Annotated in this window: 13 protein-coding genes and 1 tRNA gene; 7 read left to right on the top strand and 7 right to left on the bottom strand. The window is 71.6% G+C overall.

From position 1 onward, the window contains the following. Positions 1-119 precede the first annotated feature (119 nt). The 3 genes from mscL to ACIPJY_RS16650 form a co-directional block, all read right to left on the bottom strand. Positions 120-620 (bottom strand): large conductance mechanosensitive channel protein MscL, encoded by a 501-nt coding sequence (gene mscL, locus ACIPJY_RS16660; protein ID WP_400466948.1) that lies wholly within the window; start codon positions 618-620, stop codon positions 120-122. A 71-nt stretch (positions 621-691) separates the two neighbouring features. Continuing rightward, a complete protein-coding gene (locus tag ACIPJY_RS16655; protein WP_400466951.1) occupies positions 692-982 on the bottom strand; it encodes an FmdB family zinc ribbon protein in 291 nt (96 codons plus the stop codon). Position 983: 1 nt separating this feature from the next. Further along, positions 984-1,568 (bottom strand): 5-formyltetrahydrofolate cyclo-ligase, encoded by a 585-nt coding sequence (locus tag ACIPJY_RS16650; protein ID WP_400466954.1) that lies wholly within the window; start codon positions 1,566-1,568, stop codon positions 984-986. 114 nt (positions 1,569-1,682) lie between these two features. Here ACIPJY_RS16650 and galU point away from each other — a divergent pair, with 114 nt between their 5' ends. From galU to ACIPJY_RS16630, 4 genes are all read left to right on the top strand, one after another. Beyond that, entirely contained in the window at positions 1,683-2,573 is an 891-nt protein-coding gene (galU, locus tag ACIPJY_RS16645) for a UTP--glucose-1-phosphate uridylyltransferase GalU (protein ID WP_400466957.1), read from the top strand. A gap of 88 nt (positions 2,574-2,661) precedes the next feature. Next, on the top strand, positions 2,662-3,321 hold the full coding sequence (locus ACIPJY_RS16640; RefSeq protein WP_400466959.1) for a GNAT family N-acetyltransferase: 660 nt from the start codon (positions 2,662-2,664) through the stop codon (positions 3,319-3,321). A 121-nt stretch (positions 3,322-3,442) separates the two neighbouring features. Further along, positions 3,443-4,573, top strand: coding sequence for a hypothetical protein (locus ACIPJY_RS16635; protein ID WP_400466962.1), 1,131 nt, complete (start codon positions 3,443-3,445; stop codon positions 4,571-4,573). A gap of 72 nt (positions 4,574-4,645) precedes the next feature. Then, a tRNA-Ala gene (locus ACIPJY_RS16630) sits at positions 4,646-4,721 on the top strand. Between the two features lie 68 nt (positions 4,722-4,789). Here the strand turns inward: ACIPJY_RS16630 and ACIPJY_RS16625 are convergent. Beyond that, a complete protein-coding gene (locus ACIPJY_RS16625) occupies positions 4,790-5,305 on the bottom strand; it encodes a hypothetical protein (RefSeq protein ID WP_400466965.1) in 516 nt (171 codons plus the stop codon). A 244-nt stretch (positions 5,306-5,549) separates the two neighbouring features. Between ACIPJY_RS16625 and ACIPJY_RS16620 the strand changes: the two genes are divergently transcribed. After that, complete coding sequence (locus ACIPJY_RS16620) at positions 5,550-5,960, top strand: VOC family protein (RefSeq protein ID WP_400466968.1); 411 nt, start codon at positions 5,550-5,552, stop codon at positions 5,958-5,960. 53 nt (positions 5,961-6,013) lie between these two features. After that, entirely contained in the window at positions 6,014-7,042 is a 1,029-nt protein-coding gene (locus ACIPJY_RS16615; RefSeq protein WP_400466970.1) for an amidase domain-containing protein, read from the top strand. A gap of 198 nt (positions 7,043-7,240) precedes the next feature. Here ACIPJY_RS16615 and ACIPJY_RS16610 read toward each other — a convergent pair whose 3' ends face one another. Continuing rightward, positions 7,241-8,452: a hypothetical protein gene (locus ACIPJY_RS16610; RefSeq protein ID WP_400466972.1), complete on the bottom strand. Its 1,212-nt coding sequence runs from the start codon at positions 8,450-8,452 to the stop codon at positions 7,241-7,243. Between the two features lie 122 nt (positions 8,453-8,574). Between ACIPJY_RS16610 and ACIPJY_RS16605 the strand changes: the two genes are divergently transcribed. Beyond that, complete coding sequence (locus tag ACIPJY_RS16605) at positions 8,575-9,423, top strand: alpha/beta fold hydrolase (protein ID WP_400466975.1); 849 nt, start codon at positions 8,575-8,577, stop codon at positions 9,421-9,423. Positions 9,424-9,491: 68 nt separating this feature from the next. Here the strand turns inward: ACIPJY_RS16605 and ACIPJY_RS16600 are convergent, their stop codons facing one another. Then, positions 9,492-11,351, bottom strand: coding sequence for a glycoside hydrolase family 2 protein (locus ACIPJY_RS16600; protein ID WP_400466978.1), 1,860 nt, complete (start codon positions 11,349-11,351; stop codon positions 9,492-9,494). Between the two features lie 83 nt (positions 11,352-11,434). Further along, the gene (locus ACIPJY_RS16595; RefSeq protein WP_400466981.1) at positions 11,435-12,496 is read right to left on the bottom strand and encodes a MaoC/PaaZ C-terminal domain-containing protein; all 1,062 of its coding nucleotides are present in this window, start codon (positions 12,494-12,496) and stop codon (positions 11,435-11,437) included. Between the last annotated feature and the right edge of the window lie 52 nt (positions 12,497-12,548).

Genomic DNA, 12,548 nt, shown 5'->3' with positions numbered 1-12,548 from the left:
CTGGTGCGTTCCGCACCCGCACAACGAAAACCCGTTCGCACCACGGACTTCCGTGGTGCGAACGGGTTTCGGTTGTGCGGCGCCGATCCGCGCCGCCGCGCGCCGCGCGCCGCGCCCCGCTAGAGCTTCGTCGTGCCGCCGATGCCGGGGCCCTCCGGCGCGGTCGACGGTGCGACGTGCGCACCGCTGCCCGTGCTCGTGGGCACGCCGTTCTGCGACCGGAGCAGGTCGCGGATCTCGAGCAGCACCTCGACGTCGGTCGGCGGGACGTCCTGCGGCGTCTGCTCCTCGTCGTTCTTCACCCGCTCGAACGCCACCTTCTTGAGGTGGTTCACCGGCAGGACGAGCGCGAAGTACACGACCGCCGCGACGATGATGAAGTTCAGCGCGGCGCCGATGATGGCACCGAAGAGGATCTCCGCGTGCCCACCGGACACGGTCGGGATCTTCCAGATGAGCGCCTTGTCCAGGCTCGACGCGTTGAACACGGCGCCGATCAGGGGGTTGATGAGCGCGTTCACGATGGCGGTGACGATCGCGGTGAACGCTGCACCGATGACGACTGCGACGGCCAGGTCGATGACGTTTCCGCGGAGCAGGAACTCCTTGAAGCCCTTCACGGGACTCCTTCCGGGTCGGGGACGGCCGCCGGGCGGCGACACCTCAACCTATCGAGGAGTGAGAACGCAGGTCAGGAGGCCGCGGGCTTGGCGGGCGTCGCGGGCTTCGACTCCGTCTTCGCCGGCGTCGAGCTCGAGCTCGACGGTGACGACGACGTCGTGCTCGACCCCTCGGACTTCGGCGCGGGACGCGAGTCGGTCCGGTAGAAGCCGCCGCCGTTGAAGGTCACGCCGACGGGGGAGAACACCTTGCGGAGCACACCGCCGCACGTCGGGCACTCCGTCAGCGTGGCGTCGGAGAACGACTGCTTGATGTCGAACGCGGTGTCGCACTCGGTGCAGCGGTACGAGTAGGTGGGCACGTCAGCTCCGGAACGTGATGATGCGTGACGGCGTGATGATGCCGTCGACGGGTTCGTCGTGGGGTTCGCGCGGGACCTCGTCGAGGTACTCCGAGTCGAAGATCACAGCATAGACGGGCGGACGCTTCGCCATGGACCCGAGGGTCTTGTCGTAGTAGCCGCGGCCCCAGCCCATGCGGACCCCGTCGTGCCCGACCGCGGCGGCCGGGGTGAGGATGGCGTCGACGTGGTTGATCGCGATCGGGGAGAGGACCTCACCGACGACCTCCGGCATGCCGGAGATGCCCTCGGTCTCCGACGACCCGTCGCCCACCGCCCAGTCGAGGAGCCCGTCCTCGCGGGTGATCGGCAGGAGCACCCGCAGCCCGGTGTCGAACGCCCAGTTCAGGAACGGCCGGACGTTGGGCTCGTCGGAGGCGGACAGGTACAGCGCGACGGACTCGAGCTGCCGCTCCTCGGCGAACCGCTGCAGGATCGCGGTGAGCGCCTCGGTGTCGGCGTCGCGTTCGGTGGTGGTCCTGGTGCGTCGCCGCTGCCGGAGCTCGGCTCGCAGCGCGCGCTTCTCGTTGCCGAGATCGGGGATCATGCGAGGAAGTCTAACGATCGCGTTCCTGCGGGAACCCGCGCTCCTGTCCGCAAAGCCCGTGTCCTCCGTTCCGTTGACATGACCGCGCAGGGGCCATCGGATACGGTCATGAGCATGGGCTTCCAGATTTCCAAGGCGGTGATCCCAGCGGCAGGGCTGGGCACCCGCTTCCTCCCCGCGACCAAGGCGATGCCGAAGGAGATGCTCCCCGTCGTCGACAAGCCGGCCATCCAGTACGTGGTGGAAGAGGCTGTCGGCGCAGGACTCACCGACGTGCTGATGATCACCGGGCGCAACAAGAACGCGCTCGAGAACCACTTCGACCACGTGTCGGAGCTCGAGGAGACCCTCAAGAAGAAGGGCGACCACGAGAAGCTCCAGAAGGTCAACCAGTCGACCGACCTCGCGGACATGCACTACGTCCGTCAGGGCGACCCGCTCGGACTCGGCCACGCCGTGCTCCGCGCGAAGATGCACGTCGGTCGTGAACCCTTCGCGGTCCTCCTCGGCGACGACATCATCGACGCGCGTGACCCGCTGCTCAAGCGCATGATCGAGGTCCAGGGCGAGAAGAACGCGACCGTTGTCGCACTGCTCGAGGTCCCCGAGTCCCAGACCCACCTCTACGGCATCGCCACGGTCGAGCCGACCGACACCGACGACGTCGTGAAGATCACCGGCCTCGTCGAGAAGCCGGCACAGGGCGAAGCGCCCTCGAACCTGGCCATCATCGGCCGGTACGTCATCCGCCCCGAGGTCTTCGACGTCCTCGAGAAGCAGGAGCCGGGCAAGGGCGGCGAGATCCAGCTGACCGACGCGCTCATGAAGATGGCGAGCGCGGAGGAGTGGACCGGCGGCGTGTACGGCGTCGTGTTCCGTGGACGCCGGTACGACACCGGTGACAAACTCGACTACATCAAGGCGATCGTGCAGCTCGCCTCGGACCGCGAAGACCTCGGCCCCGACCTCAAGTCGTGGCTCAAGGAGTTCAACGCGGGCGAATGAGTCGACCCATCCCATCCGGGGCCGGTACCGCCGGCCCCGGATGGGACACCCGCTCCGGGGTCCCCCGGGGCACCGGAGGAACCGCCCGATGACGACCATCCCGACCCTGTCCCACGGACGGGTCACGATCCGCCCCCTCCGGCTCCGCGACGCGCGCGACCTCGACGCCGCGCTCGCGATGAACCGCTCCTGGCTCCGCACCTGGGAGGCGACGAACCCCTCCGGGCACGTCTCCACCGACGTCCGTGGCAGCATCCGCGCGCTCCAGGCCAATGCCCGCGCGGGTCTCGGACTGCCCTTCGCGATGGAGCTCGACGGCCGCTTCGTCGGCCAGCTCAACGTCTCCGGCGTCACGTACGGATCGCTCGCCAGTGCCTCGATCGGCTACTGGGTGGTCGAGAACGCCGCCGGTCACAACGTCACGCCGATCGCCGTCGCCCTGGCGACCGACCACTGCTTCCGCCAGGTCGGCATCCACCGCATCGAGGTCTGCATCCGCCCGGAGAACGCCCCGTCGCTCCGGGTCGTCGAGAAGCTCGGCTTCCGGTACGAGGGCCTCCGCCGCCGGTACATCCACATCAACGGCGACTGGCGCGACCACTTCTGCTTCGCCCTCGTCGCCGAAGAGGTCCGCGAGGGCGTCCTCGAGCGCTGGGTCGCGGGACGGGTGCCGCCCGGCGTCGGGAGCGTGCCACTGGCCGCCCGTGACGAAGCGGCGCTGCCGATCGTCCCCGGCCCGCGCCGGTAGCGCAACACGCACCAGACCGGCCCCCGCCGAGCGCAACACACACCAGACCGGGCCGCGCCGATAGCGCAACACACGCCGGACAATGACGAGTGCGAGGAACGCCCGCCCCTAGCCTCTCCCCATGGCAGGTATCGGGTCGTGGGGCGGCGGCGTCGTGCTGCTCGTCGCCGCTGTGCTCTGGCTCGTGTACCTGATGCCCGCGTGGGCCGCCCGACGGCAGTACCTCGCCACCGAACGGAACGCGATCCGGCTGCAGCAGACCCTGCGGATCCTCGCGCAGACGGCCGAGCTGCCGGACGAGATCCGCATCGAGATGAACGCGAAGTCCCTCGCCGAGGCGCAGAAGGTCGCGCGGTCCGAAGAGGCCAAGCGCGCCGCGATCGTCCGGGCGCACGAGGCTGCCCGGCAGCGGGAGATCACCCGTCGACTCGCGGAGCAGGCCCCGGCGCTCGAGCGGGCCGGCGCCGTCCCCGCACTCACCGCGATGCGGATGCGCCGCTCCCGGCTCGGGGCGACGCTCCTCGGCGTCGCCGGGCTCGTCGTCGCGCTCGTGGTCCTCGTCGCAGCGCCCGCAGCCTGGCTCGTCGCCGTCGCGGGGCTCGTCGCCGCGTGCGGGTCCGCAGCCGTCCTCGCCCAGCTCCACCAGGTCGCCCAGGCGCGGAAGGCGCGTGCCGCAGCGTCCGCGCCGGAGGTGCGCCGGGCCTCCAGGCCGACCGCTGCGTGGACGGACCCGGCGCCGCCACTGACCACCGAGCAGCCCGCCGAGCCGCAGGCGGACCGCACCTGGACGCCCGCGCGCGTGCCGAAGCCGCTGTACGTGGAGCGCCCGGCTGCTCCCGCCGCGTCCCCGGAGTCGTCCGCCGAGCTCGCGGCGCGGCTCAGGGAGCGCGTCGCCGAGGCCAAGGCCGAGGCGGACGCCGAGGCCGCCGCGATCCGGGCGGGGGAGTCGGACCCGTCGCTCGCCACGGTGTCCCGGATGCGTCCGGACGTCGAAGAAGCCGTCGCCGCACTCTCCGCGCACGACCAGGGCCGACTCGCCGAGCGGCTCGGGCTGCGGGCCCCTGCAGGGGCCGTTGCGCCTGCTTCGGCCGCTGCGCCCGCTGCGCCCGCTACGCCCGCTGCGCCCGAAGCCGCGGCTGCCCCGGCTGCGCCCGTTGCGCCGAGCAAGTGGGCCGGCATGGGTGTCATCGGCGACGACGACTACCAGCAGGCCGACCTCGACGCGATCATGCGTCGCCGCCGCGCGGTCTGACCCGCGGCACGCCCGGCGGGTGCCGGGCGATTTCGGTGAGCGGCGGCCGGGTGCTAGTGTGGTCGAGCACTTGGGGCTATGGCGCAGTTGGTAGCGCGTCTCGTTCGCAATGAGAAGGTCAGGGGTTCGAATCCCCTTAGCTCCACCACGTGCAACAGGCCCGGACCGCATGGTCCGGGCCTGTTGCTTTTCGGGCCTGTTGCGTTTCGAGCCCGCTCAGCCCCCGTACTGCGCGTCGGCCACGATCGAGGACCCGGCGTCGCGGCACGCCGTCACGAGCGTCCGCCCGACCAGGTCCCAGTCGGCCGTGGTCTCGTCGAGCGCCGGCCCGGAAGCCGGTGCCGGGTGGTCCTCGAGGAAGCGCTGCGTGTAGTCCACCGCCGTCGCCATCTTCGGGTCGGTGCTCACCAGGTGCTCGTACCCGAAGCGCACGGCTTGGACGAGCGCCTCGTACTGCGCGTCGGAGAGCTCCCCGCGGCGGTGTCCGTCCGTGGCGTTCAGGGACATCGTGGCCAGCGTGCTGAGCCGCCCGCAGACCGCCGGCGCGCTCGTGTCGACGTCGTCCATCACCGGCTCGTCGGTACCGGTGGTGCTCGCGGCGGTCGTCGGCGTGGCCGACGGCGTCGTCGCGTCGGCGTCGGCGTCGGACGAGCAGCCGGTGAGCGCGAGCGCGACGCACGCGAGCACCGCGGCACCGATGGCGGACATGCGGACGGATCGGAGGTTCCCCATGTGCCGATCCTCTCGGACCGGCGGACGTGGACCCGCGGTGGTTACGGAATCGAGATCGGCTCGAGACTGATCCGTGACGGACGGGAGGCCGGGGCCCGGTCCGCCGCACGCCTCCCGCCCGGCGCGGGGTCCGGACCCACACGATGGTGCCGTTCCGGAACGATCGTTGCGCAGCCCCCGCGGCGGTGCCACCATCACGGTGAGTGCCCGGGCACCACCCTCGGGCGGGACGAAGGAGACCGTCATGACCTCGCGACTGAACCCCTACCTCGGCTTCCGTGACGACGCCCGGCAGGCGATGGAGTTCTACCAGTCGGTGTTCGGCGGCGAGCTCACGCTGAGCACGTTCGGCGAGATGCACGCGTCCGACGACCCCGCCGAGGCGGACAAGATCATGCACGGCCAGCTCGAGACCCCGAACGGCTACCTGATCATGGGCGCCGACACCCCGAACAGCATGCAGTACAGCGGCGGCAGCAGCATCTCGGTGTCCCTGTCCGGCGACGACGCCGAGGACATGCGCCGCTTCTTCGCCGGGCTCACCGAGGGCGGCACCGTCATCGAGCCGCTGACGAAGGCCCCGTGGGGCGACGAGTTCGGCATGGTGACCGATCGCTTCGGCGTGACCTGGCTGGTGAACGTCACGGGAGCCTGACCCGCCGCGCCGCCACGGTGGTGTCGGGGGCCGTCACGTACCCTGGTGGGGTCATGACTGCCTCCTTCACGCGCCGCTCCCTCCTGTCCCTCGCCGGGATCACGGGCGTCGGCCTCGCCGTCGCGGCGTGCTCGTCCGACGGCGACAGTTCGGGTCGCAGCACCGGGAAGGCGACGTCCGGGTCCACGCCGTCCGCGAAGCCCGTCGCCTCCGGGCTGACGCCGGCCAAGGTCCCGCTCGCCGGCGGGGTGACCGTCACGGTGACGGGGACCGGGCTCGCGGCGGTCCGCGGCGTCACCGTCGGTGGCATCGCCGCGCGCGACGTCAAGGCCACCGCGTCGAAGGTCACCTTCACCGCGCCGCACCAGGCGATGTACACGGCGGGGTCCGCCGACGTCGCGCTGTTCGACTCGGAGCTGACCCCCGTCGCCTCGGCGAACCAGAGCTCCGACGGCAACGGCAGCGCCGCGAACGACGGCCAGAGCGGGGCCACGCAGGACTCGGCCACCGCGACGCCGACGCCGACGGCTGCCCCGGTGCCGGACGCCTCGAGCGCCCTCGCGACGAGTTCGCTCGCGTACGCCGCCCTCACCGACGTCGACCGGCAGCTCGAGTACGCGATGCGCTACTGGAAGGACTACAACCTCGCCGAGTACGGCACCATGAACCCGATCGGCGGCGACTGCGCGAACTACGTCAGCCAGACGCTCATCGCCCGCGGGTGGCAGCAGCGCGACGACTGGTACAGCCGATCGGCTGGCGCAGCGCACTCCGCGACGTGGACGTACTGCCCGTCGATGGACCCGTGGCTCTCGGCGAACGCGGCGACGTTCGGGCTCACCCGCCGGTCGAGCGACGAGCGCGACAAGGTGAAGGTCGGGGACATCGTGTTCTTCGACTGGAACGCCAACGACTCCCCGGACCACACCACGATCGTGTCCGAGGTCTTCACCGAGGCCGACGGCACCATCCGCATCAAGTCGGCGAGCCACAACCAGGACGGCCCGTACCGCGACCTCGACGAGATGATCACGGTGCAGCACCCCGGCGGCACGGCCTGGTTCCACACGTTCGACGCGTAGCGCGCCGCGCGGGCCGCCGCGCGGGCCGTTGCACTTCGCACAACCGGAACCACTTCGAACCACGGGATCACGTGGTTCGGGGTGGTTTCCGTTGTGCGACACCGAACGGCACCACCGAGCGCAGCGCGCAGCGCCGCGCGCAGCGCAGCACCGCGCGCAGCACCGCGCGCAGCACCGCGCGCCGCGGCAGCGCGCGCCTCAGGGGTACCCGAGGAACCAGAGCAGGACGACCGCGACCGGCTGCAGGCACACGCCGACGAGCAGCCACGTCACGGCCCGCCGCCGCGTCCGCACGAACACGTCCGACCCGAGCAGCGGCGCCATCGGCATGAGCAGCCGCGGCAGGCTCTGCTGCGGCAGGAACACCGCGACCAGGTACAGCCCGTAGGACGCCGTGAACCCGAGCACCTCCGGCCCGAGCGCCCGCACGGACCGCCGCGTCCAGAACCACACCGCCCCCGCGAGGACCGCGACCACCAGCACGATCCCGACCGGCCCGAGCCACCGCCCCGCCATCACGAACCACGGTGTCAGCGGCGCGAAGTGCTGCCGTCCCACGAAACCGACCCACCAGGACAGCTCGGTGTCGAGGTACGCGTTCGGCGTCCCGGTCACCGTCGAGGCGATCACCGGCCACGCCAGCCCCGCCGCGGCGACGACGAGCCCGGCGACGACGATCGCGACGGCGTCCCGCACCGGGAGCGCCCGGCGCTCCCGGCGCCACCGCACGACCAGGTGCACCGCGAGCGCGACGGCCAGGGCCAGCACCCCCGGCTTCGTGAACGCCGCGACCACCCCGAGCACCCCGACGAGCCAGTACCGACGCCGGACGAGCGCGAGCATCCCGCCGAAGAGCAGGAGCAGCAGCGTCGACTCGGCGTAGGCCACCTGCAGCAGGAACGCCGTCGGACCGAACGCGAACAGCGCCGTCGCCCACCGCGCACGGTGCGAGCACCCCACGGCGAGCACCAGCCGGTACAGCACCACGCAGGCACCGGCCCCGGCGACCGTCGCGACGACCACGCCGACGACCCAGAACGACCCGCCCGTGACGGCCGTCACGGCCCGGACGAGTGCCGGGAACACCGGCAGGAACGCCCACGGGTTCGGCAGCACGTGGCCGTCGCCGTCGGTGGGCAGCGTCGAGGGGTACCCGTGCTCCGCGATGGTCCGGTAGAAGGACGCGTCCCACGAGCCGGAGAACGTGAAGAACGACGGGTCGCGTCGGTACGAGGCGAAGTCCCACCCGTTCGCGGTCGCGAGCAGGAACACACCCAGCAGCAGCGCCGTGCTCACGATCCGCGAGCCGGCCCAGATCACGAGCGGCGCGGTCCAGTGACTCCGCGGCCCGTCCAGCAGGGCACGGAACCCCGGCCTGGAGGCTCGGCTCGTCTCCGCCACGCTCGTCACCGCCCGATCCTCCCAGACCGCGGCCCCTGTCCGGTCCGCGAAGACGCTCACGGCCCCGCAAGGCGACCGGAGCAGTGTCGGGGACTGACCCTGGAACCCGCGACACGCACTGGAGGAAAGCAATGCCGTTCATCACCGTCGGAGCCGAGAACGGGCACGACATCGATCTGCACTACGACGACTTCGGAACGGGCGACCCCATCGTCCTCATCCACGGGTGGCCGCTCTCCGGTCGCTCGTGGGAGGGGCAGATCCCGGCGCTCGTCGAGGCCGGCCACCGAGTCATCGCCTACGACCGCCGCGGCTTCGGACAGTCGTCGCAACCGTGGAACGGGTACGACTACGACACCTTCGCCGCGGACCTCGACACGCTGATCGACCAGCTGGGCCTGACGAACGTCACGCTCATCGGCTTCTCGATGGGCGGCGGCGAGCTCGCGCGGTACGTGTCGACCTACGGCACGGGCAAGGTCGCCAAGCTCGTCTTCGCCAGCGCCGTCCCGCCCTACCTCTGGAAGTCCGACGACAACCCCGAGGGCGGTGTCGACCAGGACCTGGCCGACTGGTTCACGAACGGCATCACGGGGGACCGTCCGGCGTTCCTCCACGAGTTCGTCGACCTGTTCTACACGGCGGGCAAGCCGTCCCTGGTGAACAAGCCGCTCGTCAGCGGTGACCAGCGGGCGTACGACCTGGCGATCGCCGAGCTGGCGTCACCGAAGGGCACCCTGGACTGCACCGCGGCGTTCGCGACGACCGACTTCCGCGACGACCTGACGAAGGTGGACGTCCCGACGCTCGTCATCCACGGCGACTCGGACGGCATCGTGCCGTTCGAGGTCTCCGGCAAGTGGACCGCGGCGGCGATCCCGAACGCCCAGACCCACGTCATCGAGGGCGGCCCGCACGGTGTCCTCGCGTCGCACCGCGACGAGTGGAACACTGCGGTCCTGCGCTTCCTGGCGTCCTGACCGCGTGGTGACCAGCGGCGCACGTCCCGGACGGGAGGTGCGCCGCTGGTCTGTGTCGGGCCTCCTGGTCAGTGCCCGGTGACCGCCCGCCGGATCTGCTCGATCGCGACCTTCGGAGAGCGGTCCGCGTTCAGCAGGCCGTTCGTCTCCTGCATGGTGTCCGTGAGCTGCGTGTAGCAGGACCCGGCCAGGAACGAACTCGCGCGGATCGCGTCGTACAACGCGGTGACGCGGGCGACGTAGTCGTCCCCGTCCGCTGCCGAGGTGTAGCCCCACCCGTCCTCGCGCGCCCCGCCGGGCTGGTAGTCGACGCCGCCGAACTCGGTCAGCATCACCGGCTGACCGAGGTCCTCGGCACCGCCGACGAGCACCCACCGGTCCGCCGGGCCCAGGCCGGCCAGGAGCGCGGTCCGTGCGGCGTCGTCGGCGTACGTGCGCGCGAGCCGTTCCCCGACGCCTTCGTAGTCGTGGATCGTGACGATGTCGGAGTTCGTGTGCTCCCAGCCGTCGTTCGAGATCACCGGACGGGTGGGATCGAGGGCCCGGGTCACGTCGGCGAGCGCGCGTGCGTAGGCCTGCTGTGCGGGGTCGGTGCTGATGTGCTGCACGCCCCAGCTCTCGTTCGCCGGGACCCACGTCACGATCGACGGGTGCGAGGCGTCCCGCTCGACGGCGTCCATCCACTCCCGCATCAGCCGCTGCACCGCGCGGGGGGAGAACGCGTAGGCACCGGGTGCCTCACCCCAGACCAGCAGGCCGAGCCGGTCCGCCCAGTACAGGAACCGCGGGTCCTCGATCTTCTGGTGGTTGCGGGCGGCGTTGAACCCGAGCTCCTTGATGAGCTCGACCTCACGGCGGAGGGCCGCACGGGACGGCGCGGCGATGTGCGACTCCGGCCAGTAGCCCTGGTTCAGGACGCTGCGGACGTCGTAGCGCCGGTCGTTCAGCTGGAACGCGCCGCCGCCGACACCGACGGTGCGGATGCCGAAGTAGCTCGCGACGGTGTCCACCGGCGCACCGGACGGGCCGAGCAGCGCGACCGTGGCGTCCACCAGGTGCGGGGCCTCCGGTGTCCAGTGCAGTTCGTCCTCGGCCTGCCCGTTGGCCTGGCGGGCGATCGGGACGACGACGTCGAACTCGGCGGCGGTGTCGCCGAGCGTGGTCTCGATCGTGGCGAGGTGCTCGTCGCGCTCGTCCCAGCGGGCCTCGACGCGCAGGCGCTCGCCGCCGGCGCGGACCCCGGCGATCCGGACCGTCAGGCGCATCGTGGCGTGGTCGACGTTCGTCCAGCGGAGGTACTCGATCGAGGCGGTGGGCACGGCCTCGAGCCAGACGGTCTGCCAGATCCCGGTCGTCCGGCGGTACCAGATGGCGTGCGGGTCCTCGTGCCAGTCCTGTTTGCCGCGCGGCTGGGTCAGGTCGTGGGGGTCGTCCTCGGCCCGGACGACCAGGGTGTGCACCGCATCGGGGTCGGCGGTCAGCACGTCGGTGACGTCGAACCGGAAGGGCGTGTGCCCGCCCTCGTGCGAGCCGACGAACGCGCCGTCGATCCACACGCTGGCTCGGTGGTCGACCGCGCCGAAGTGCAGGACGAGGCGCGGGGCGGCGGTGCCGAGCCCGGCCGCGTCGAGGTCTGCACGGGAGATGGTCCGGGAGTACCAGACGACGGGGTGGAAGCCCGGCTCGTCGATGCCCGAGGCGACCGACTCGGGCGGGAACGGCACCACGATGTCCCGCGCGTCGGGGAAGCCCGAGCGCCAGGTGGGGTCGTCGCCCTCGTTCCGGAACGACCACGTCCCGTCGAGGTCGGCCCAGTGCTCGCGGAGCATCTGCGGGCGGGGGTACGAGCCGTCCTGCCGACTGGCGAGCGGGAGGCCGGTTGCGGGGGCGCTGGTGGATGCGGCGACGGTGCCGTCGAGCGTGCTCATGACTCCATGCTGACGTGTTGGTACATCGTTGTACAGGGGCTTGATGACATCGGTCGACGACGCTGCGGCGGGGTCTGGCGGGCTCAGCCGATCGCGGCGTCGCGGGTGAGCACCATGACGTCCATCCGGCCCTGCTGCACGACGTCGCCGTGCTGGTTCCGGAGCGTGACGGTGCGCTCGACGATCCCGGTCTTCCCCGAGCTGGTCAGGCGCGTCGACAGGATCTCGACCTCGCAGGTGAGGGTGTCCCCGATGAACACCGGCGCCGTGAACCGCCACTGGTCGATCCCGAGCAGCGCCACCGCAGAGCCCTCGAACACGCCGGTGCGCGCGATCAGGCCGAGGCAGAGCGACGCACCGAGCATCCCGTGCACGATCCGCTGCCCGTACCGGGTGCGGGACGCGAACTCGACGTCGGTGTGCACCTGGTTGTTGTCGTTCGTCCACGAGGCGAACGACACCACGTCCGCCTCGGTGATGGTGCGACCCGGGGTCGTGAAGGTCTGCCCGGCGCTGAGGTCCTCGAGGTAGTGCGGCACCCGTTCATCCTCGCAGAACACCCCCGCTGCCGGTCGCCGCACCGGCGCGAGCGTCGGGACGGGGTCGTCGACGGCGTGCCCGTCGTCGTCGGCGGCCTCCGTCAGGGCCGAGCGGGCCGCCGTGGCCGCTGCCGAACCCGCCGCCCCGCCGTCAGAGAGCGCCCACCACCGTGCGCTGCGGAGCAGTGTCGTGTCCGTGTCGCCCTCGTCGATCCGCACGTCGGCCACCTCGGCGCGGACCCGGCGGTCCCGGTCGCGCAGTTCCACCAGGGTCGTCGCGGTCACCCGCACCCGGACCGGCCGGAGTTCCGCGCCGCCGAGCAGGACGCCGACGGGGTCGTCGGCGGCGAGCGTCTCCGGTCCGTCACCGCGGTCGACGGTCCACGCGCCCGAGTCCCCGCGGAGGAGCTCGGTGCCCGCGAACGCCAGGGTCCGCTCCGCCGTGTCCCAGAGGGTCTCCCGCTCGGTGACCGTGGGAAGACGCCGGACGTCGTCGGCGCAGGTGCCGAGCGCCGGGAGCGGTCGGTCGTCCGGGATGCGCCAGTGGTGCCGGGGGTCGCCGAGCGGCCCCGAGGTGGTGTCGTGTCGTGCGTGGGATGTCCGCATGCGGATCAGTGTCGTGCGGCCACCGGCTCGGTCGACGGGGTCCGGCGCGAGG

Origin of the sequence: Curtobacterium sp. NPDC090223 (assembly GCF_044746585.1) — a bacterium.
Taxonomy (GTDB): Bacteria; Actinomycetota; Actinomycetes; order Actinomycetales; family Microbacteriaceae; genus Curtobacterium.
This window is presented reverse-complemented; position numbering and strand designations above follow the sequence as displayed.